The 22,048-nt window shown below is 51.1% G+C and carries 19 protein-coding genes; 14 read left to right on the forward strand and 5 right to left on the reverse strand.

Annotation, left to right across the window (positions count from 1 at the left end):
• From AAC01S_RS14605 to AAC01S_RS14615, 3 genes are all read right to left on the reverse strand, one after another.
• Positions 1-495 (reverse strand): HD domain-containing phosphohydrolase (locus AAC01S_RS14605; RefSeq protein ID WP_169794058.1); only part of this gene is annotated, 495 nt, incomplete at its 3' end.
• A gap of 442 nt (positions 496-937) precedes the next feature.
• A complete protein-coding gene (locus tag AAC01S_RS14610) occupies positions 938-1,279 on the reverse strand; it encodes a hypothetical protein (protein WP_067623940.1) in 342 nt (113 codons plus the stop codon).
• Positions 1,280-1,574: 295 nt separating this feature from the next.
• Complete coding sequence (locus tag AAC01S_RS14615) at positions 1,575-2,165, reverse strand: xanthine phosphoribosyltransferase (protein ID WP_067623945.1); 591 nt, start codon at positions 2,163-2,165, stop codon at positions 1,575-1,577.
• Positions 2,166-3,046: 881 nt separating this feature from the next.
• Between AAC01S_RS14615 and AAC01S_RS14625 the strand changes: the two genes are divergently transcribed.
• The 7 genes from AAC01S_RS14625 (at position 3,047) to AAC01S_RS14655 (ending at position 10,345) form a co-directional block, all read left to right on the forward strand.
• Entirely contained in the window at positions 3,047-4,045 is a 999-nt protein-coding gene (locus tag AAC01S_RS14625) for a tetratricopeptide repeat protein (protein ID WP_067623953.1), read from the forward strand.
• 20 nt (positions 4,046-4,065) lie between these two features.
• A complete protein-coding gene (locus tag AAC01S_RS14630) occupies positions 4,066-5,289 on the forward strand; it encodes a dienelactone hydrolase family protein (RefSeq protein WP_157071204.1) in 1,224 nt (407 codons plus the stop codon).
• Positions 5,255-5,593, forward strand: a complete 339-nt coding sequence (locus AAC01S_RS14635; RefSeq protein ID WP_067623956.1) for a L,D-transpeptidase — start codon at positions 5,255-5,257, stop codon at positions 5,591-5,593. The genes AAC01S_RS14630 and AAC01S_RS14635 overlap by 35 nt, the downstream gene beginning before the upstream one ends.
• A 79-nt stretch (positions 5,594-5,672) precedes the next feature.
• Positions 5,673-6,194 (forward strand): CBO0543 family protein, encoded by a 522-nt coding sequence (locus AAC01S_RS14640; RefSeq protein WP_157071205.1) that lies wholly within the window; start codon positions 5,673-5,675, stop codon positions 6,192-6,194.
• Positions 6,195-6,538: 344 nt separating this feature from the next.
• A complete protein-coding gene (galU, locus tag AAC01S_RS14645; protein WP_067623965.1) occupies positions 6,539-7,429 on the forward strand; it encodes a UTP--glucose-1-phosphate uridylyltransferase GalU in 891 nt (296 codons plus the stop codon).
• A gap of 71 nt (positions 7,430-7,500) precedes the next feature.
• Entirely contained in the window at positions 7,501-8,532 is a 1,032-nt protein-coding gene (locus AAC01S_RS14650; RefSeq protein WP_067623968.1) for a zinc-binding alcohol dehydrogenase family protein, read from the forward strand.
• Between the two features lie 760 nt (positions 8,533-9,292).
• A complete protein-coding gene (locus AAC01S_RS14655) occupies positions 9,293-10,345 on the forward strand; it encodes a hypothetical protein (RefSeq protein ID WP_067623970.1) in 1,053 nt (350 codons plus the stop codon).
• A 331-nt stretch (positions 10,346-10,676) separates the two neighbouring features.
• Here the strand turns inward: AAC01S_RS14655 and AAC01S_RS14665 are convergent, their stop codons facing one another.
• Positions 10,677-11,531: an IS3 family transposase gene (locus AAC01S_RS14665; RefSeq protein WP_281178137.1), complete on the reverse strand. Its 855-nt coding sequence runs from the start codon at positions 11,529-11,531 to the stop codon at positions 10,677-10,679.
• Between the two features lie 11 nt (positions 11,532-11,542).
• Positions 11,543-11,830: a transposase gene (locus tag AAC01S_RS14670; protein WP_067623977.1), complete on the reverse strand. Its 288-nt coding sequence runs from the start codon at positions 11,828-11,830 to the stop codon at positions 11,543-11,545.
• A 1,784-nt stretch (positions 11,831-13,614) separates the two neighbouring features.
• Here AAC01S_RS14670 and AAC01S_RS14680 point away from each other — a divergent pair.
• The 7 genes from AAC01S_RS14680 to AAC01S_RS14710 all read left to right on the forward strand — a co-directional run.
• The gene (locus AAC01S_RS14680; protein WP_067623981.1) at positions 13,615-14,907 is read left to right on the forward strand and encodes a glycosyltransferase; all 1,293 of its coding nucleotides are present in this window, start codon (positions 13,615-13,617) and stop codon (positions 14,905-14,907) included.
• Positions 14,908-14,944: 37 nt separating this feature from the next.
• Positions 14,945-16,009 (forward strand): glycosyltransferase, encoded by a 1,065-nt coding sequence (locus AAC01S_RS14685; protein ID WP_067623985.1) that lies wholly within the window; start codon positions 14,945-14,947, stop codon positions 16,007-16,009.
• A gap of 138 nt (positions 16,010-16,147) precedes the next feature.
• A complete protein-coding gene (locus tag AAC01S_RS14690; RefSeq protein WP_067623989.1) occupies positions 16,148-17,221 on the forward strand; it encodes a glycosyltransferase in 1,074 nt (357 codons plus the stop codon).
• 204 nt (positions 17,222-17,425) lie between these two features.
• The gene (locus AAC01S_RS14695; protein WP_067624003.1) at positions 17,426-18,844 is read left to right on the forward strand and encodes an O-antigen ligase family protein; all 1,419 of its coding nucleotides are present in this window, start codon (positions 17,426-17,428) and stop codon (positions 18,842-18,844) included.
• The gene (locus AAC01S_RS14700; RefSeq protein WP_067624010.1) at positions 18,841-20,076 is read left to right on the forward strand and encodes a glycosyltransferase; all 1,236 of its coding nucleotides are present in this window, start codon (positions 18,841-18,843) and stop codon (positions 20,074-20,076) included. Before AAC01S_RS14695 ends, AAC01S_RS14700 begins: the two co-directional genes overlap by 4 nt.
• 410 nt (positions 20,077-20,486) lie before the next feature.
• Positions 20,487-21,395: a glycosyltransferase family 2 protein gene (locus tag AAC01S_RS14705; protein WP_067624014.1), complete on the forward strand. Its 909-nt coding sequence runs from the start codon at positions 20,487-20,489 to the stop codon at positions 21,393-21,395.
• A gap of 147 nt (positions 21,396-21,542) precedes the next feature.
• Positions 21,543-22,048, forward strand: a 506-nt coding sequence (locus AAC01S_RS14710) for an acyltransferase (RefSeq protein WP_217997846.1), incomplete at its 3' end; no start/stop codon positions are given.

Genomic DNA, 22,048 nt, shown 5'->3' on the forward strand with positions numbered 1-22,048 from the left:
TGTTATATTAAACTCTTCCTCAGTGAGTCTACCCTTTTTTAGCAAAATTTCGTCAGGAATATTGATTTTCCCAATGTCATGGAAGAGAGCCCCACAGCTCAATGCAATCAAATCAGAGGAACTGAGACCCATTTTATGTCCAATTAACAGCGAATTTCTTCGAATTCTCTCGCAGTGGGAAGCAGTGTATCCGTCCTTCTTCTCAATCTCCTCCACGAGTCTCTGAAGCTCGCGTGTTCCATCCGAGTACTGGTCGAACACGTTGGTTGAACACACGTACAAAAAATCCGCGTCATCCAGGGCAGTGACCAGCACGTCCTGCATGACAGGCTGTACGGAGAGAGTGTCGCCTGGTTGGAGAACATACTCCCCAACCGAATACTCTACACGCAAACGCCCGCTGAGCATGATAATACACTCTAGCGCGTCCCAGCTAGCATCATATTCCAATCCCATCGTGCCGCCCTCAATCAGGCGGTGGCGAATGACTTCCATGCCGTTCGTTCTCGCCAACAGGGAGATGGTCATGTTGTTTGTGAAGGCGGTCTCAAGGCCGTCTCCATTTCGCAGAATGCGAAACCATGACTGAGTCGATTCATTTGTGGTTGAATCGCTAGAAAGTGAAGTTATCACATCAGCACCTACTCAATCTAAGATTTCCCTATGCCCTGATTCGTCTACTATGTCTTGAATCGTCTTGAATCTAGGTGCCTGTCTAATTACGACAATTGTAGACATAATATATCACATTGGTGTGAGAATTGGTGATCTTTCTTTGTAAATCCGATGTCAACCCTGTGAATTCGATCGCGATCGACAGGAAATCTCGTTATCTATATATTCTGTAATTTATCGGAAAGGGAAGAGGCTGCTTCCTCCGTCTTCCCTCGATGTACACAACTTGAGATCAGACACGTTATCGCGACGGACAGCGGCCTTAATAACGACTTCGAACAAATATGATCTCAAGGATCGAGAGAATGTCGAAGATCGCGTAGCAGGACGCAAACCACAGCTCAGCATGGTCGTTTCCGACAGCAATCATGATCAGCGCAACCAGGATCACGAGGACCAAGAGCGCCATATTCACGGTGGACGCGACGCCATGTGCCCGACGCAGTCGCTGCCCGATAATCAACGCCGTCGCAATGGTAATCATACCGAGCACAATCCCGGGATGCGTTGAAAAGCCCGCCATGAGGCCAGTTAAGATAACGGCCGCAACCATGATGTAAGCGACGCTAAATGTTCCAATCGATACCATGGTGGGTTTCTTCATTTCGAACCAACTCCTTGCGATCGGGTGCAGGACGCCAGTCACAGCCCCAAATTGTGCAATTTTGCTTGGCACTCTATCCATCGCTTTACATATCAATTATAGCCACATTATCCGCGGATCACACAAGGAGTAATTGGTCGAATCGCGTCAATATTTCGATCCCGTTGTCTAAATAGAGGAAACGGCGATGGCGACATAGGTCGAAGCGGCCAGCGAGATCGAGCAACGCAAGCTCGCGGTCGATGTGTAGGCGGATGTGAGGCGGGAGCTACAGGCGGGAACTGTCCTATGCACTTCACCAGCCACCGTAGTCTGACGGAATAAACTCGATTCCATGTTCGGCGGACATTCTAGCAATCCTGGCGAGCGCGTGCACCGGTATGCCAGCTGAGTCGAGCCATTTTCTGCCGCTCTGAAAGCTCTTTTCAATCGCGACGCTGACCCCGACCAATGTGGCCTCGGCCTGTCCGACGATATCGATCAGCCCGCGGACAGCGGCGCCTTCCGCAAGAATGTCGTCGACGATCAACACTCTGTCGGTTGCCGCCAGATATTCTTTCTCTACGGAAACCTGATAAGTCACCTTTCGGGTGAACGATTGCACCGCCGATGTGAATGCGTCGGTTTGCGTGATGGTCTTCGATTTTCTGGCATAAATGAACGGAATATCCATCGCGAGTGCCGCCGCGAACGCGATGGGAATTCCGCTTGCTTCAACGGTGAGAATTTTCGTGATGTGCCGCGATCGATACGCATCAGCCATTTCTTGCCCCAATACCGTCAACAGACCCGCATCGACTTGATGATTCAAGAATGAACTCACTTTAATCACGTCTTCCGACAATACACTGCTTTTACGTTTAATATATTCTTCTAATGCCCGCATTCGTTTTACGACGCTCCCCTGAATTCTCTCACATTTTGTATTTCCTTTTTTAAGGATGATATTACCAGTGCAAGTGACGTCAGTCAAATGACGCGAATATGAGTGCCTTGCGGCGACCGGGGACATGCGGGGACATGCGGGGACATGCGGGGACATGCGGGGACATGCGGGGACATGCGGGGACATGCGGGGACATGCGGGGACATGCGGGGACATGCGGGGACATGCGGGGACATGCGGGGAATAAGCGGTCCATGGCCGCTAAAGTGTGTCGAATGATCCGATCTGCAGCGAATAAGCGGTTCACAGCCGCTTATGCGGCTGAAACCGAGCCATTTCGGGGTGACGGAGGCAAATAAGCGGCCTACGGCCGCCTATTTGCATTCGATTCGGTGCTTTCAGTGAAATAAGCGTCTCAGGGACGCTTATTTGTCCATGTTCATTCGCCCCAGCCCCCGTCCTCCTCCACGATCGCGCCGTCGTAACGGAACTTTTGTCCGTTACGTTGCCCCAGCCCCCGTCCTCCTCCACGATCGCGCCGCTCGTTTCGCCCCAGCCTCCCGTCCCCGCCCGCCCCTCGCTGCTTGATCAATCTGTAAATCGAATATGGTAGAATAGACAAAGAAAGCGTTTTACCGACCGCTGACTTTGGGTCGAGCTGCGTTGCAGAATCGCATCTGCGCGTCGCTCCAATCATTCCGATTGTTCCAATCCGGTTCAACGGGGCCAATCCAGGTTCAATCGGTTCAGTCATTCCGATTGCTCCACCCGTCCCACCGGCCCATCGGTTGCCCGACCGCGGCGAACGCGGCGCGGCGCGCCGTATCCCGCGCGCCACTCCAATCGCTCCAATCATTCCGCACATCGAGGGGGAGCCACACATGTCGACGGTGCCTGTGAGCCCGCAGTTATTGGAAGCCATCGGTGTCTATGAATCCATCAATCGCCCGCTGCCGTCGGCGAAATTCGCCAAGCTGCCGAGCGCGTACGCGGCGAGTGTGCACCGGAAGCGGCATGAGTTTCCGAAGGAGCAGATGCCGAATCCGCACTGGCTGGCGTGCGGTGTTTGCGGCAGGAAGGCTGAGTACGATCTCGGCCTGATCGCGGTTCATCCCGACGTTCATCCGTCGAATCCAGAATCGGCGGACTTGGCGCAAGGTCTGGGGGATCAATTTCAGTGCACGGGTTACTTTCGCTGCAAATACTGCAACGCTGCCGGGCCGTGGGCGTTTGTCGAAGACTTTACCCTCTTTCTGATGGATGCTTTGCTTCGGTTGAGCGTCGAAGGACCCATCGAGGGATTTCCGGTTCGCCCAGGGCATCTGAAGGCGTTTGACGGCACGGAGCCGAAGTGGGCAACGGATTTGGAAACGCATATCCTCGGTCTCATCGCCCAGACGCCGGATGACGCGTATCTGTGGAATCGGCTGGGCAACGTGTACCGGCGAGGGGGTGTGCCGGAGCTCGCCGTGATCGCGTACGAACAGTCAATCCAGCGCGATCCGCGCCAAGTTGAATCGCGCATCTCGCTGGCCAACCTGCTGTATGATGCGGACGATTTCGATCACTGCATCGAGCACGCCCACCTGGCGCTCTTGCACGCGGCGTTCTATCGGCGGTTGCCGCTGCAGTCGCTGCACGAGCTGCTGTGCTCGGTCCTGCGCAACCTGCTTGCGTCGTCACTCCTCAAGGACGACATGTCGCTGTTCTTTCCGCCGACAGAGCTGGCCGAAGAGATTGCGGCCGATCACGGTCTCACCGCCCATCCGGGTGCGCGCGTGTTGGAATTGCCCGAGTTACACCTCAATATCGACGATTTGAGAAGCTTCTCCGAGGTCGCCATGCTGTATTTGGGCGCGGCGGTGCCTGCAGCCGAGTAAACGCGTGGGAGTTGATTCTGTTGGACGATTGGATGACCAATTTGCCAGAAGTGTTGACCATGGCTGACGGAACGCCCGTCACCTCCATGGAGCAGTGGGAGAATGCGAGACGTCCGGAAATTCTGAACCTGTTCCTCGATCACGTGTATGGCCGGGCGCCGGTGGATCGGCCATCCAACCTGGAATTTCACATCGTGCCCGGCGTCGCCCCGGCCTCTGCCTCGGCGCCAACGCAGGCGGTATCGACGATGCCGGCCAAACGCATGCCGTCCAAACGGGTGCGGATCGAGTTTGCCGGCACCGGTGGACGCGGTTCGATGCATCTGGATCTTTGGCTGCCTTCATCGCCTCCGACGCCTGCTCCCGTCGTTCTGTTCATCGACACGCGCAGCCCTGAGCATCGCGGCCCGGATTCTCCATTCGGAGAAGCGTATTGGCCAGTCGATTACATTCTCTCGAGGGGTTACGCCGCGGCGTCCTTCTCGACGTTCGATCTCGATCCCGACCACGACGACGGCTTCCTCAATGGCGTCCACGCCATCTTCGATCCCGCCGGACCTCGACCCGCGAACGCTTGGGCCGCCATCGGCGCCTGGGCTTGGGGCGTCAGCCGGGTGATGGATTACCTCAAGACGGATCGGGATGTCCAGTCTGACCAAGTCATTCTCGTCGGCCATTCGCGCGGCGGCAAGACTTCGCTGTGGGCTGGCGCTGCGGATCGGCGGATTGCGATGGCCGTCTCGTTCAATTCCGGTTGCACTGGCGCAGCCTTGTCGCGCGCAAGTCGGGGCGAACGCGTCCACAATATCAACGGCGCGTTCCCGCACTGGTTTTGCGGGAACTACAAGCAATTCAACGAACGCGAGGACACGCTGCCGGTGGATCAGCACATGCTTCTGTCGCTGATCGCGCCCCGTCTGCTGTATGTGTCGAGCGGGATCGAAGATGCCTGGTGCGATCCGCCGTCCGAGTTTCTATCCGCCAAACTGACGGGGCCGGTCTACAGGTTGTACGGCCATCGAGGTTTGCCTGCGGACGAGTTTCCGAGTGTGGAGCAGCCGCTGTGGGGAGATCGGGTGGGGTACCACGTTCGTTCCGGCGGCCACGCGTTGACCATGTACGATTGGGAGAAAATGCTGGATTTTGCGGATGATCGATTGACTGCCACCTGCGCCATCGCTGCATACGATGGGGCAGGAGGGGAACAGAATGCCCAATTACCGGATTATCGTCGATCTCTCTGATCGGCGCCTGCACCTATTGGATGGCGATGTTGTCGTCAGATCGTATCCCGTCGGGATCGGCAAAGTCGCGACGGTGACACCTGTGGGGGAATATCGCATCGTCAACAAACAAGCCAACCCAGGCGGACCGTTCGGTGCCTACTGGATGGGCCTGTCGAGGCCGCACTACGGCATCCATGGAACCAATCGGCCATCGAGTATCGGCAAACTGGTCTCGCACGGATGCATTCGGATGTATAACCAGAGTGTGTTGGAATTGGCCGGGCTCGTGCCCGTTGGGACAAGGGTGACGATTCGGGCGTGATCGAACCTTGTATGATCAAACCATGCATGATTTCCTTGTGTTTCCATACCCTAACGAAAACAGCAAAGGCGAATCGATCATGCCCATCCTAACGAGTCAAATTGTGTGGAACGTGATGTTATCCGGGATTTTGTCATTAGCCGCATGGCGGTGGGGTGATTGGAGACATTGGAGGCGATATCACGCCACCATTCTATACGTCGTTGTCTGCGATCTACTCTACAACGTTCTGGCCTACAATCATCGGCTCTGGGTGTACCAACCCAACCACATAGGCATCAACCTCGTGGCTATGTTCATCAACTATCCGTGTACGATGCTTTTGTATTTGCCGCATTACCCAAACGGCCACCGGCGCAAGCAACTCTTGTACATAGCCTTCTGGGTCGTGATATGGAGCGTCATTGAAGCCATTTACCGTGCCATAGACGGCATTACATATCAGAACGGGTGGACATTTTGGTACTCGGTCGAGTTTGACGTGCTCATGTTCATCATGTCGCGGCTGCACTTGCAGCGGCCGCTGTTGACGTACATTCTGTCGGTCCCGATCACCTGCGTCATGCTTTTCACCTATGTTCCGCTTCGTTCGATCCGGTAGCGGTCATTCTCCAATTCCGTCCTATACAGGGTCGCCATCTCATGTACAATTTTCATAACGGAGGTGGATCGCGGATGTCTGATGAGAAGAAACAGTTGAATCGGATTGAAGACCGCCTGTCCCAGAATTGTCGAAACTGAAGTTGAGATTTTGCAAGATGCGAAGCGGTAGAGTCAGTCTCTCATCTCTCGCCAGGTCCTGGCTCTCTCGTCAAGTCAACATCACAATTTCCCTGAAAACTTGCTTTCCGTGATGAAACCGGTTTTAGCTGACCGCTTATTTATGGTAATCTATGCTAAACTCGTGCTTTTAACATAGACTCGACAACATCAGGGGGTAAAGGGATGGCGAAGAACAGAATTCGAAAGGCAGTGATTCCAGCGGCGGGACTTGGCACACGATTTTTGCCGGCAACGAAGGCCATGCCGAAGGAAATGCTGCCAATCGTCGACAAGCCTACCATTCAGTACATCGTTGAAGAGGCAGTCGAGGCTGGTATTGAGGACATCATCATCGTGACGGGCAAGGGGAAGAGAGCTATCGAAGATCACTTCGATAGGGCCTCTGAACTCGAGGAACTGCTCAGTTCCAAAAATAAAGTCGAACAGCTCCATCAAATTCAGGAGATTTCCAAACTGGCGCATATCCACTATATCCGTCAGCCTCGTCCCCTCGGACTGGGACACGCGATTTGGTGCGCGAATCGCTTCGTGGGTGACGAGTCATTCGTCGTCCTGCTCGGAGACGATATTGTTCGCGGTGGCGCATCCAGTCTCCGCGAAATGATACAGTTTGCGGAGGAATCCAACAGCTCCGTGATCGGGGTCAAAGAAGTTTTACCCAAGGATGTATCCCGGTATGGCATCGTGGACTGTGAGCCATCGACGACCAACGTTTGTCAGATACGCGATCTCGTCGAGAAACCCCACCCCGACGAAGCGCCTTCGAATCTCGCGATCATCGGCCGCTACGTCTTAGCGCCTGAAATTTTTGGTTTTCTCGAGAAAGGTCGAGTTGGTGTCGGCGGTGAGATTCAGCTCACAGACGCCCTGGTCGAGTTAAACCGAATCCACGCCATGTACGCCTACACGTACGGCGGGGACAGATACGACGTCGGTGAGAAACTTGGTTTCATTCAAGCCACGCTGGAATTCGCGCTCGACAGACCCGAGTTGAGATCGGCTGTCATCGATCTCATGGAGGCCATCGCGGAGCGTGCAAAGGTCAACTCGTAGTTGGTATCTTTATTGGCAACGGTGTAACTTCTGGTGTAACTTCTATTGATCTTTGAGGACAAAAGCGAGGGATGATTGTGGCAACCATGAAAGCGGTTGGACTGTTTCGGTACCTGCCAATCACAGATCCGGAGAGTTTGGTGGATGTGGAAGTCGAGAAGCCAGTGGCGAGCGGCCGAGACCTGTTGGTCCAGGTCAGGGCCGTCTCCGTCAACCCTGTGGACACCAAAATCCGCTCCCCAAAAGATAGAGTCGAAGAGCAGCCGAAAATCCTCGGCTTCGATGCCGCAGGCGTGGTGGTGGAGGCGGGATCGGACTGCACGTTGTTCAAGCCTGGCGACGAAGTCTACTATGCTGGCACCAACATTCGCCAGGGCACGAACGCCGAATTCCACCTCGTCGACGAGCGCATTGTAGGGCGCAAACCGAAGAACCTGTCGTTCCCCGAAGCCGCCGCGCTGCCGCTGACAGGTCTCACGGCATGGGAGGCATTTGCGGATCGACTGGGACTCTCCCTGGATCCCGGCGCCAACACAGGCAAATCAGTCCTCATCATCGGCGCAGCCGGAGGAGTTGGCTCCATCGCAACACAACTCGCCAAACGCGCTGGGTTCAACGTCATCGGGACGGCTTCACGCCCAGAAACCGTAAAGTGGGTCGTGGAACGCGGTGTCGATCACGTCATCAACCACCACCAACCGTTTCGTCCACAGTTGGAGCAACTGGGGCTCCAATTTGTCGATTACATTCTCTGTCTCAACGCGACCGACAAGCACTGGAGCAACATGGCCGACGTCATCGCTCCACAAGGCAAAATCTGTTCCATCGTGGAAACGGGTACGCCGCTCAATCTCGAGCCCCTGTTCGCGAAGAGCGTGACCTTCGTCTGGGAGCTGATGTTCACACGATCCCGCTTCCAAACAGACGACATGATTGAGCAGCATCGCATCCTCAACCAGATCGCCGATTTAGTGGAACGTGGCGACGTGCTCACCACCATGACAGAGCATCTGTCGCCCATCAACGCCGAAAACTTGCGCGTGGCCCACGCCAAGCTGGAATCCGGGAAGACCATCGGCAAGATTGTGCTATCCGGATTTTAAGCGACGGATCACGGATCACGGAGCGAATAAGCGGCCGACCGGAGGCCGCGGGGTGACGAGGCCACGGCCCCACGCGGCGAAATAAGCGGCCCCAGGCGGCTTAAGTGTGTCGAATCATCTGATTCGCGGCGGATAAGCGGCCGAGGGCCGCTTAATTGACTGAAACCACTCCATTCCCGGGGCACGGGAGGCAAATAGGCCTCCCCGGGCCGCCTATTTTCCTTCGGTCCGATCGTTTCGCCAAAATAAGCGTCTCAGAGACGCTTATTTGCCGATCACGCTGCCAATCCGCCCGCCCTCTCACACTCACGATCGCGCCATAACCTCAAATCACCGACAACTCCCGAACATCCTCTTCCGTGAACGCGTTGAGTTCCTCGCTGCCCGCTTGGACGACGGTGTCAATCAGATCGCGCTTGCGCATTTGAAGCTCATACATTTTCTCCTCGATAGTGCGGCGAAGCCGTTTGTCGTTCCAAGTTCGATGCCCATCTTGTACTTTGGAGATCTCGACGTCTACTTATCATCCAAACTTCGCGTTGTTACAGCTACGCTCAATCCATCTGACGCTCTCCGCGCTGCGAAGGAAACGAACGGTAGGATCCAGCCGAAAGGTTGTCGACGTGCTCGCCGATCACGGCGCCACAATGGACAATTGGTCAAATCCACATGTGTAAGGCGTTCGTCTCTTGTGCTGTGACTTGTCGAAGTAACTGGTGTATGATGGAATCATCATTCCAGCATGAATCGGGTGAATTTTATGGCGCAAACCTTTCCATTTCGCCTCGTTGTCGAGGGGGAGCGTGCGGATCGGCACAGGCTTCCTATTCGTCTCTACGGGCAGTTACTGAGCCAATTTCAGGATGTGATCTACCTCATTGGCGCTTCAGTCGAGGGAATGACGCTCAGCAGCCGTGGACCGTTGCCTTCCGCAATCCTGGACACGTATTCACTTGAAGTGAGTGCGGAAGAAAAGGGAAGTTTTGCGGTTGAATTTGAATTCGCAGAGACCGAGCAGCTACCTATTTATGAGCAGAACCGGATCCAAGTGGCCATGAAATTTGAAGAAGTACTCGACGCACTTGCGCACCGGGATGTCCAAAAGTTGTACACAGCGATTCCGAACAGCGCCTTACGTCGCAGAATTCTTCGTGGCATGAACGAAGTGGGTGCCCGAGCTGGATCCGACTATCGATTGTCATTTGTAGTCCCATCGAGTGTCCGCCGGTGGACACTCGACGATGATGTTCGTCAATGGGTGACGCAAACCCTCCATAGAACGTCGTGGAAGCGACAACAGGAGATGTGGGGAAAGATTATCGAAGTTCGCGTTGTAAATGAATTTCGGTTCGTTATCTTGTCGCGTGGTACAGAGACGAAGTGTTCCTTCGAGGAGGATCTTTTGAGCGAAGTTCTGACCAATACAGGTGGCATCGTTCGTGTCTCCGGGGAGGCGGTCTATACCGACAAAGGGTTGGATAGGTATCACGTCGACAGTCTCGAGCCAGTGGCAACGGGTACGACGTCAGTATCTGTCATTCAATATGGGGATCATCGATACGAACTGTCCGAGTACTTGGCAATCGAAGTAGATTATGATGATGCGGAAGAGCTATGGGAACTACGAGCGCCAGCTCTCCATATCTCAGTCGTTGGGAGCGATGTCTCGTACGCGTTCAACGAATTCTGCCAAGACTTTGACATGCTGTGGAAAGAATATGCCTTGGCAGACGACGAAGACTTGGCGGAAAGTGGTCGTAGGCTGAAGCAGTATATTCATGAACTTGTGGCAGCAACAAATGTGGAGGAGTGAGTGTGTACCATGGAACCTCGACGGGTAAGGGATATTGAAGCAAGCCTTCAACGAAAGGGATTTCACAAGATGCAGTGGGACCACCACTACTTTCACTTGTACGTAAATGGGAAGAAAACAGCAATTTTTACGAAAACAAGTCATGGGATAAAAGAGTATGGAGGCCAACTGCTCAAAAGCATGGCTTGGCAGCTTCGGTTGTCTACGGCTGAGCTATACCGTCTGGTGGATTGTCCGATGTCGGAGGAGGAGCGTATTGAACCCCGTTCTGTCAAGACAGATGTGCATAATTTTTTGAGATAACGCCATTCTATTCTGATAATTATCAGGTCTACGCTGCCTCTTTGGATTCCTTCCATTTTCTGAATTCCTGCGGTGTACGATAGCCCAACGCTGAGTGCGGGCGCTCTTTGTTGTAGAACTCAATATACGTTTTGATTGCGATCTTGGCTTCCGCGAAGTTGTCGTATTCCTGCATCCAAACTTCTTCCTCCTTCAACGAACGGAAGAAACGTTCGATATAGCCATCTGCGTCCGGATTGTGATAACCTGTCCGTTCATGTTTCACCTGGCAGTCCTTCATGGCTTGTACGAATCGTCGACTTGTCATTTGGCATCCGTTGTCCGTTCTGAGCGTCAAGTTTGCGCCTCGTACCCCGCTCGGGAATCGGTAGTTGAATGCGTTATCCACAGCCTGCAGCAATTCCTCTGTCCGGCAATAGCGCGAAAACGAATACCCCACAATTTCACGGTCGTACGCATCGATGACCGCGAATAGATATCCCCACCCATCCTTACCACACCAAATCTTTGTCATATCGCACTGGAAGTGTTCGTTTGACTGACTCACCGGAATCTTTCCAGACCGCTTCTTTCGGGAAGCTTCTCGCTGTGGGGACTTGACCAACAATCCCATTTCTCGCATGAGCCGGTGCACTCGTTTGTGGTTTACCTGCATGCTGTATTGACGACGCAACATGACCTTGATTCTACGGTATCCATATCGTGGGAACCTCTCGCACAGATGGCGAATCCGCTGTTTCAATAGGGCGTCTTTCTCTATAACCGCTTTGTTCGCCTTCTTCACAGGCTCCTTTAACAAGCTATAACAATAAGTTCGATTCAGCTCCAATGCTTTCGCAATCACTGGGACCCGAAACCCTTCCTTGACGAACTGAGCAACCAAGGAACGGCTGTTTACTTCCGGCCCCAGTTCGATTTTTTCCGCAACACATCGATTTCCATAGCTTGCTCGCCAATTTTGCTCATGGCTTCCTGCAACTGCTTCTCCAACTCCTGCTCCCGGGTAGAAGGACCTGACTGAAGCCCTGCTCGTCCACCAGCCAGAAATGCGTCACGCCACTTGTAATACAGACTTTGGGCCACACCATGCTGTCGGCAAACCTCGCTGATATTCGCCCCGGGAACCATCCCTTCCAACACAATGTTCATTTTCTCGTCCACAGTCCACTTACGTCCTGGCATGAGTCAAACACCTCTCCACGTCTATTTTACTTCACGTCATCTGTCTGGGTTGACTCTGGGGCCAGTATAATTCCCATTCGACCGTCTTGTATGGTTTTACGAGTTTAAAGACATCAATCAGGCATTCGAGGACTCGAAAGCGGGTGTTACCGTTAAGCCTGTCTTACGAGTCGGCGTTTAATCAACGAAACATATGTCCAATCGGCGGCCCTTAGCGGGTCGCCGATGTTTTCTTGGTTTTGGGGTCTATGATAGCGCGGAGGATCTCGCGAAAGCTCTTGAGATCCTCATCCCCAATAGCAGCCCACTCCTTGAGCGAGTGAGAGCTATTCTTCTTCCCATTCCATCACACGGTTACGGTGACCCGGTTCATCGAGTTCTAAAGAGGCATGACGTTCATACTGTGCGTTCTTACGGCAATCACTCCTTGTTTCAAACCCTCAGCCTACCACGCTGGCAGGCCATCGGAGACTTACAGTCATGTTCTCGTCTGCCTTTCAGCATGGCTGTTGTGGGCACAACGCGATGCCATGTTGATTCAGCACTCAACTCTGAACTATTTTCTGATCGTAGGTCGAGGGAAGCCTGATAGATGATTCACTCTATCGTGATGAATAGTAGTTTGCCGAGACCATCCGGCTCAATGGAATGATTCGCAAGCTGGCTTTCCGGTAATTGATACAGGTGCAGTCTCGCGCACGATCTTATTTCGCCCTGCGAGATGAACGCTTATGCCAGTAGTTGAGTGTATTTCTGCTACTGTCGCGGTAAATCTCTACAACTGGAAGTGCAGATATACCAATGAAATTACTAGAATTGGGAACCTATGCGTGATAACATAGTCTCTGGCAGTCGATTTGAGTCAATTGAGGTCGAATTTGGTTGTTACCCACAAGTGTGGTTTGGATGGATCAGTTCACTTGCTGGTCAGCTTGCTAACTATGAATCGTAGTAAGTACGCCAGTCAGTTGGGTGGACAGCATCTTAATGGCGGATAGAAACATTACTTGTTGAATTAACGCTGGAATTTGCCATGAAAAATCCGAATATACAAGAACCTAATATTACGTTCGATCGAGTTTCTTATAGAAGGTATAGGGCCCACCTCTTATTGACTGTTTGTCCACGGGGCGTGCTCATTAGCTCGATGCCAGAGAGCTATTCGATGATGGAGTTGTGGCCTTTGCGACTGGGGTGAGGATGTATCGAAGGTGGCTTTCGTTCACGGTTACTTAAGTCAGCTGGTTGGGACCGAACGAGTGGTTGCTACGCTTCACGAGCTGTTTCCGGATGCTCCTATATACATCTTGATGGTAGGCGGGAACAAGCTCCGAACTGAAATGAAAGACGCAAACACTGTTGCAAGTTTTTGCAAAATGTCTCGAACATACCGTTGGTCCTGCGGTTTGATTCTTAGGACTAATGTCTCCCCTGCAGAGGATGAGCCATATATGTTTGGATGTCTTGCTCTTATCTTTCCTTATGAAGAGGACATTGGGATTACTCCTCGAGGGGAATGGTCTTGGGATCCCAGTTATGGCGTGCCGTGCTGGTGGAGCGTTACACATGTTCATGGAAGGTGTGACTGGTCTATTTTTGGAACAGACCGTCATCACCTTAGGCCAGGCCGTCACAGTCCGAAACGACCCTTGGGACAGCTGCCACATTTCTGAATCTGGTTGAAATACGATACTAAAGAAAGCGCGGCGTTGTTTGGCACCGGATTCCGCTGCGAATGATGTCTAATTGCTTCGTTATACGAATTCAAGAAGGGAGATTCAACTGTGAAGCGAAAAGCGCTCTTCGTTACGACTCGGCTACCATTTCAGGAGACCGATGGAAGAAGAAGATTATTGTTTAACTATTGTCGAATCTTTTTTGAGTTGGGGTATGAGGTTCGAGTTATATCTTCCAGAGATGATGAGGGGATGGCACTGAAACGCCCGGATTTTATTTCCAATGCAAAATGTGGCCGATCAGACGTGCTGCTGTTGAGATTATTTAGGGTGTGTTGCGCGCTCCTAACGCTTAAGAAAATCCCCTTTCAGGTCGTAGTCGCCTTTAGTAGAAAAGTCCAGAAGCTCGTCGACGACGAAATTTCAAATTGGTTACCGGATATTGTTATTTGTGACATGGTACGCTCCGTTCCGTATGTAACAAAATACCGACATTCCGTTCCGACAATTGCTAACTTGGATGATTTGCTGTCGATCAGATACGAAAGACAGTCAAGGCTACGTAATCCCTCCGACTTCTGGGGGGGGAAAAAATCAGGGTGGATGCTTTCTGTCCCATTAGTTGGTCAGGTATTTAAGTGGATTCTTCGCTCGGAAACTCGCAGATTGAGGGACTATGAGAAATGGGTAGCAAGTCAATTCTCACAAGTCACGTTGGTCTCCGAAACTGAAGTCTATCATCTTAAACGCGTCAGTGGGGTGGACCGCGTCTTCTGTTGGTCAATGGGAGTCGATGTCGACTGGAATGTGACAGCGGGATCCTGTGGTCGGCCATCGGTATCCTTTCTGGGCGTCATGGACGCTCCTCATAATTTGGCTGCTGTTAGGTACTTCGTGGAGGAAATTTGGCCGTTAGTCTTGCGAGAGCTACCTAATTCCGAATTTAGGGTAATCGGGAAAGGATCGGATGGGAACGTAGCGGCTGAATTTTCGAGTGTTCCGAACATTGTCTTTGTTGGTCAGGTGGATGATGTTGGCGGTGAACTTCGGAAGTCCGATGTCTTCGTCGCACCGTTGGTTTTTGGAAGTGGAATCAAGACAAAGGTGCTTGAAGCTATGGCTAGGGGACTTCCCGTCGTCGCTACATCCGTGGCGCTCGAAGGGATCGACGCAACGGATGGAGTTGAACTATTTTGTCGGGACGCGGCCCAGGATTTTGCTTCCGCACTGGTTGGGTTGCTAAGGGATTCAGCCCAACGACAACGGATCGGGCAGGCTGGGAGAGAGTTCGTTTCAAATCGATATGGTTGGAACGTCGTAAAAAGGTTGATTCAGGAATCAACCAGTCTTTTAGTTGGTGGGGCGGAGGATTTCGAGAATGAAGCCGCCGGAAGAGCGTAAGCTGCGTGTTGGGTGAAACGTAGAGGGGGGATTCGGATTGCGAATTGCGGTCGACAGGAGTTTCTGTTCGGAAAAAGCGCGGATAGATGGACTGAAGAGGTATACGACTGATTTGGAAGCCTGTTTGAGAGAGCATGGGGAATCGGTAGTCCCGTTTGCGATTCCATCCTACACTGATCGAAGAAGTGCACAAGGGCTTATGAATTTCATGGTCTGTCAGCAGGCGATACCTATAATCGACCTTCCGAGAATGCGCAACTATATTGACGTAATTCACCATCCGGGGAATTCTGCTTCACTCCTTCCCGCTCCTTTTGTTTCAGCCCCGGTAGTAGTTACGATCCATGACTTAATGGCGTTTAAAACTTCGAGTAAGAGAAACTTATATTACAGGGCTGGATTGAGGGCGACCGCCAGACGGGCGGACGGGATAATTTTCGTATCAAATCAGACCATGAGTGATTTCTTTTCTGTTGGACTGCGAACTAAGGCTACCGCCGTCGAAAAGGTTATACCCAATCCAGTGAATAACGTGTTTTATTCTGGGGCTCCATTCCAGGAGCGAGCATGCAATAAGAGGACAATAGTGTCTCCTGGTCTGTCCCACCCGCGGAAGAACATACGGGGTGTCTTAGAGTCGTTCAGGGCTCTTCGTACGAGAGATGTGCGAAACGAGTACGAACTGGCACTTTACGGGGACGATGTGAAGATACGCGATATGGTAAGAGAGGAACCGTGTGTCAGATACGTCTTTAGACCCACGGATGCGGAGCTGTCTAGGTTGTACTCGACCGCAGCTTGCGCCTGGTTGCTTTCCCTCGACGAGGGCTTTGGCTATCCTGTAATCGAAGCCTTGGCCAGCGGGACGCCAGTGGTAGCTTCATACGTTGGGGGCATACCGTTTGCGAGCGGCGGTTACGCAAGCTTGGTTCGGCCGGGTGACGCGCGGATGGCGGCACAAGCTACCGTCGAGGAAATTGAGACGGACAATGGCGCCAAGAGGAGAGCGAGGAGAGAATATGCCATGAGATTCCATCCGAAGGAATTCGGAAAGCACGTGGTAGCTTTCTACGACGAAGTGGCTCGTGCCTCGCGGAGGTGAGTCGATCGTGTGGTGAATTATTCTATGGCAGCCGCCGCGTGGAGTTAATCATTTTACCCATTGGAGCACGAGTTAGATAGGTTTAATAGTTCGGTATCCCAGCCCTGCATTTTTCGCTGGTTAAGGAGTGATAATCGATTGAAGGTTTTAATGATAAGCTCAGATATCGGAGTTCGCGGTGGTGCGGAGGTCTTTGTTGAGAGTTTATCCTATGAGTTGACTCAGTTGGGGCACAAGGTAGACTTGCGCATTATTCCGTCGGCTCATGGCAGCCGCGCTAAAGCTATCCTCAGACATGTTGAAGATATATATAACCCGAGTGCAGTCTCTGAAATTCGTCGACGCCTACGAGCAACCCACTATGACATAGTCCACGTTCACAATTTCCATGGTCTTTCGACCGCGATTTTTGCTGAGATTCGCCGACACGCAGTTTCGGTAGTATGGACAGTCCATGATTATAGGATACTCTGCTACACAGGGATGTTTATGCGAGAAGGAAAGTCGTGTAGTAGGCAACATGCTGTATGTAGGGCCTTATACAACCTAAAGAAGCTATATTTAAGCGACAAGGTAGCGATTGTCGCGCCTTCCGAATACCTGAGGGATGCCCTCAGTAGATACATCAAATATGACATTCAAGTTATTCGTAATGGAACAAGTCACCCTGCAGGGGTGGATGGTCTGGAAAATGTTTCTGTAAGTAATCAAATAAGACTGGGATACATTGGAAGACTTACTGATGAAAAGGGCGTTGAAGAACTTGCTTCCGCTGTTTCATCCCTCGACAGAGACGATGTGCACTTGGATGTAGTTGGGGATGGACCATCTTATCAGAGGCTATTGCTGGAGTACTCTTCATCTTCACGAGTTAGGATGCTCGGATCGCTTGGAGGAGAGAGCAAATGGAGATGGTTTGCAGAGTTGGATGCTCTTGTTGTGCCGTCGCTATGGCCGGAGAATGCACCCCTAGTGGTATATGAGGCTATCGGAATGAAACTTCCGATTATAGCATCGAAGGTTGGTGGCATACCGGAAGTTGTTCAAAATGGGGTCAATGGAATTTTGGTTGAGAGTAATGCATGGACCGAGGTTTTATCATGTATAAGCAAAGGAGATCTGCTTCGCCTCAAGTCTCAAATGAAAGAGATAGAAATCCGCGATATGTCTATTGTAGCGAGCGAATATGAACAACTCTACAGGTCTCTCTGACAGCGGTACTGTTCGCATGTAGCCTTCGAGTCTGCGGACATATGCAATTGCCAGTGTCTAAGGCCTATTCAGAGGGACAAGCTATCAAGTTAATCATTGGCTACTTCTGTGCGACCAGAAGAGCTATAACATGCGTTACCTAGAGGCAGTGCCCTAGTAATCTGTTTGCCGAACTAAGTCAAATTACTTACTGGTGGGATTAAGATGGTAATATCTCGATGGTCGACGGCGCTTTGGTTTTTGATCCCGTTAGGTTTAGTTGTCCCAATTACAGCCGTCTTTATAAACCGAGTTGAACTTATAGCACTGTTTTTCGTGACGATTGCGTTCGTGATCTACATGACGATGGGCATCAAGGTGCTGGTGAAAGCTTCAACATGTCTAGTGATCGCGTTCCCCGATTCTAGCGACGCATTGATAGCATGGCACATGCGAGGGCTCATTACATGGTGCGTGGTCGCAACGGTTTTTCTGGCAATCCTTGGGATACTTAGCCCGCGCACTAAAGGAAAACTTCCGGTCGTGGTGAAAGTCGCCTGGATAGTTCTAGTGACTGCAACCTTCCTTGAGGCCTGGGGTTCGCACGAAGCTTCAAGACTCGTCATTAACGACGTTTTAATTCTCGCACCTGTCTTGTTAGCGCCATTTGTGTTGCGTGCATACGGTTCATTTACAGCAGTTGAGGCCATAAAACTGGTGGTGTGGGGAGTCAGTCTCCACGGGCTAATGCTGATTCCAATCTTTCTACTGCGAGATAGCGTGTTTTCGAACATAATGATCCCTGGAAACCCCAGGATTGAATTCCCAAACGCAACACTCTTGGTGCTGGTAGTCCCGCTTCTGGTCTACCTCATTAAGAAAGAGGGAATCTCTTTTCAGAATATACTTCACCTGTGTCTCGCAGTTTTCATCGAATACTGTAACCAAAGTCGGACTGTCTTCTTTTTGACAACCTTCACCGTTGTAGTCTCCATGATATTGACGTTCCGGCGGGATAAATTGAAGCTATCAATTTCGCTGTGCTTCATCGCCGCAGTTGGCTTGTGGATGTTGACTCGCCTGATGGATTCGCGATTTGCTGGTTCAAGAATTCTTGCTACTAGCTCAGCGTATGCTCGGGTGTTGAACGATACGTTTGCGTTGCAATTCCTGCGTGAGAATGAGATGTTCGGTGCTGGGCTAGGAACACAGTTACGTTATTACGATGCCGACACCTATGGAAAACTATATATACAAACCCCGTTTATCGACAATCTGTGGTATTCGTATCTCGCCAAGACGGGCTGGATCGGGATGTCTGTGATTGCCTTCGCACTTGTTTCCATATTTATATCTATTATTTTTGTTGCGTTTCGTCGGAAGAGTCTTCTTGCCTCACTTCTCGTCTTTACTTTTCCTGTCTTTGTGGTGGCTAGTACGGCTTCGACAGTCCATCTCGTTCGTTGCGTCAGTGTCTTTCTTGGCTTTATCGTCGTCTACACAACGCTGCTTCGTGTGAACGAAGAAGAGGCCAACCGGCGTCGCCTAGAAACAGATACGAATGATCAGGGAATGGTGCTGAATTCACTAACGTCGGCACGAACCGGTAAAACCGGCGTTCGTAGTTGGGGGACTTTGTCGTGAAAATAGCTTTCGTTGTAAACGAGTTTCCGAAGCTGTCAGAAACGTTCGTTCTTAGACAGATAGTCGACTTGATTGAGGCTGGACACGAGGTCGAAATCTTCGCCAATGCGCGTTCAAGGGACCCAAAGGAGCAACCTGTTGTTTCCGAGATGGGCATTTTGCGACGCTGCTATTATTTCGATATCCCAGATAATAGGGTTCGCCGATTAACCAAAGCACTAAACGTCCTTTGCGCGGGGATCCTGAGACGGCCTAAACAGATATTACGTTCTTTTAACGCCATTAGGTACGGGCGCCTGGCCTTATCGCTTAGGCTTCCACTGATGGTAGCGATGCTCCCGAAAGCTCGCAGGTACGACGTAATTTACTGCCATTTTGGTCCGAATGGTGTTATCGGCGAAGCGCTTCGTGATGTCGGGGCCCTATCCGGCCGGGTGGTCACTGTGTTTCATGGGTTTGACTTGTCTTCCTATGTAAGACAGCATGGTCGCAGGATTTACAGAAGCCTATTCGATAGGGGTGACCTTTTTCTTCCGGTGAGCAATTATTATGCCAAGAAGTTGGTAGACCTCGGTTGCGATCCGACAAAGGTGATCGTTCATAGAATGGGGATTCAGTGTGACGATTATCCCAGTAGAGTCACTACGGGTGACTCGAACTATGTAAGGTTTGTTTCAGTCGCTCGGCTAGTTGAAAAGAAGGGGATCGCGTACGCACTTGAGGCGCTTTCGCGCATTTCGCAGCAGCGCTTCAACTTTGAATACATCATCGTTGGTGACGGTCCGTTACGCGGAGAGCTTGAGTCCCTTGCTGCTAAGTTGAATATCTCCCAAAATGTACGCTTTGTGGGGTGGAAGACAGGTGAGGAGGTGGTTGATTTGGTAAGTAAGTGCGACATCTTTCTCGGGCTTAGTGTAACCAGTAAAAATGGGGACCAGGAGGGTATCCCAGTCGCACTTATGGAGGCCGCCATGATGGGATTACCGGTGATTGCAACCTTGCATAGCGGAATCCCAGAACTCGTCGAGGATGGGTCGTCAGGATACCTTGTTCCTGAACGGGATGTGGAGGCTACGACCGAAGCCATACTGAAGCTTATTAATGAAAGAGAGTCTTGGGAATACATGGGGAGACGAGGGGCACTAGTTGTTCGGACGATGTATAATTCCCAAACTCAGGGTCGTGTTCTGGAGAACATTTTAAATGGTCTGATTGCGCGCGACAGTTCATGAACGAACTACACAGTATTTCCTTTCCAATGGGAGGATGACTTGCATTCGGTTGAGGTGCAATTCTGAGTCCGTCTTTCTAGGACAGACGTTGCCGTAGAGGCGTAAGCTACGATTAAGGTGCAATGAGCGGGATACTGTAGAAAGTGTCGTGAGGTTGACCTTTCCGACATGAAGCGTTGTACTCAGATGTAACTCTATCTATGGTGCTCTAAGTCTATTTCGCGCCTTGGCCCCGACGAGTTGGTATGAGCGACATAGTTTCATTACGTATGGACAATGTTAGATTTTTAGGAGTTCTCCCCCGAGCGGAGGTCGAGGTCGGAGCAAGACTCTAAAACATGCACTATTTCAATTGGGAGATAATGGGGTTATGTATCAAACATGCATTTAATGGCGGGGAGGGGAAACCAATGAGTGAGATGAAACCAATGGTGAGTGTCATTATTCCGACCTATAATCGTGCTCACTTGATAGCAAGAACAATTCGAAGTGTTCTCAATCAAACATACACAAATTTCGAATTAATTGTTGTGGATGACGCTTCCACTGACGAGACGGAGAGCGTGGTGAAAGGATTTAATGACCGACGCATCAGATACATCAGACACGCGACAAACCTTCATGGTGCAGCAGCAAGAAACACTGGTATTGACGCTAGTCGTGGGGAGTACGTCGCTTTTCTGGACTCAGATGACGAATGGTTGCCAGACAAACTCGAGGCTCAGATTAGGATGATTCAGCGAACCAAAATCAGTGAACCTGTGGTTAGTTACCACCAGATCATAGTTTCCGGAGATGGCAGGGTCAGGGTATGTCCGACCGATGGAAAACGGGAGAGTGAGTCGGTGGCACATTACCTGTTTGTCCGAGGCGGTTTCATGCAAACTAGTACATTATTGATGCATAGGTCCCTAGCTACAAGGGTCAAGTTCCGACAAGAGCTAAAGAAACACCAGGATTGGGATTTTTGTATTCGAATGGATATAATCGGTGTGAAATTTTTATGTCTTGAACATCCATTGAGTGTATGGCACGTTGAATCCACCCAGGATCGAGTATCCAAGTATGTTAATCCAGCCATTTCAAGGCTTTGGATTTCTGAGTACAGAATGAGTATTCCTCGAAGAGCGTACTGGGGATTCAATGCAAGGGAACTGGCTACGCAGTATGCAGACCTAGGTTGGATATGGCGTCCCCTTTACCTGGTAAGCATGGGTTTCGTCTGTGGAGTTCTTCCGCCGCGGTTATTCCTTAGGAATATGGCGAAAATCATAATTCCAAGTCGTCAATATGCGTGGCTGAAGCGGAGACTCACCTAAACGTCTATGACTGAAAACTAAGGTTAATGAATTGCAAGGAGTTACTTGAGTTGCACTAGCCAGACGAGGGCGGAACGATCCTGGGGTTTACAGAGGAAGGCAGCCAGCACCTTTTCCCCGAGTGACATTCAGGTAGGAGGAAGATTATTGAACCGATTTATGTATCTGATAAAAACGGCGGTTTTTAAGATTACGGGCAAACACGAGTCGCTCATGAGATTACGCGTCGACTCAGCGAGGGCCCGCGGGGTGCGAATAGGTGACAATGTACGCTTGTTCTCACCAATAGATACCACGGAACCGTATCTCGTTGAAATCGGGCGAAATGTAACTATTTCAAGTGGTGTCCGCTTCGTTACCCACGACAATTCGATAACGAAAATCATACCGGGGAAGTCAGACGTTTTCGGCAAGATCAAAATCGGCGACAATTGCTTTATTGGATTGGGAGCTATACTGCTGCCAGGCGTTGAACTAGGGGATACAACTATTGTTGGAGCTGGGAGCGTTGTAACTCGTAGTTTTCCCGAAGGAAACATAATTATAGCAGGAAACCCTGCTAAAAAAATAACAGATACATTGTCCTACAGGATAAAGGTCGAGAGTAAGGCTTTTGATTTTTCGGGTGTGGAAAGCGAAGATCGGAAGGATAC

The organism is Alicyclobacillus acidiphilus NBRC 100859 (assembly GCF_001544355.1).
Classification (GTDB): domain Bacteria; phylum Bacillota; class Bacilli; order Alicyclobacillales; family Alicyclobacillaceae; genus Alicyclobacillus; species Alicyclobacillus acidiphilus.

What these genes read in the sequence shown, in the direction of transcription:
- galU (WP_067623965.1), top strand. Translation starts at nt 6,539, where the DNA reads ATGGCGAAGAACAGAATTCGAAAGGCAGTGATTCCAGCGGCGGGACTT.
- AAC01S_RS14635 (WP_067623956.1), top strand. Translation starts at nt 5,255, where the DNA reads ATGCCCAATTACCGGATTATCGTCGATCTCTCTGATCGGCGCCTGCAC.
- AAC01S_RS14610 (WP_067623940.1), bottom strand. Translation starts at nt 1,279, where the DNA reads ATGAAGAAACCCACCATGGTATCGATTGGAACATTTAGCGTCGCTTAC.
- AAC01S_RS14640 (WP_157071205.1), top strand. Translation starts at nt 5,673, where the DNA reads ATGCCCATCCTAACGAGTCAAATTGTGTGGAACGTGATGTTATCCGGG.
- AAC01S_RS14625 (WP_067623953.1), top strand. Translation starts at nt 3,047, where the DNA reads ATGTCGACGGTGCCTGTGAGCCCGCAGTTATTGGAAGCCATCGGTGTC.
- AAC01S_RS14655 (WP_067623970.1), top strand. Translation starts at nt 9,293, where the DNA reads ATGGCGCAAACCTTTCCATTTCGCCTCGTTGTCGAGGGGGAGCGTGCG.
- AAC01S_RS14650 (WP_067623968.1), top strand. Translation starts at nt 7,501, where the DNA reads ATGATTGTGGCAACCATGAAAGCGGTTGGACTGTTTCGGTACCTGCCA.
- AAC01S_RS14670 (WP_067623977.1), bottom strand. Translation starts at nt 11,830, where the DNA reads ATGCCAGGACGTAAGTGGACTGTGGACGAGAAAATGAACATTGTGTTG.
- AAC01S_RS14615 (WP_067623945.1), bottom strand. Translation starts at nt 2,165, where the DNA reads ATGCGGGCATTAGAAGAATATATTAAACGTAAAAGCAGTGTATTGTCG.
- AAC01S_RS14705 (WP_067624014.1), top strand. Translation starts at nt 20,487, where the DNA reads ATGAGTGAGATGAAACCAATGGTGAGTGTCATTATTCCGACCTATAAT.
- AAC01S_RS14695 (WP_067624003.1), top strand. Translation starts at nt 17,426, where the DNA reads ATGGTAATATCTCGATGGTCGACGGCGCTTTGGTTTTTGATCCCGTTA.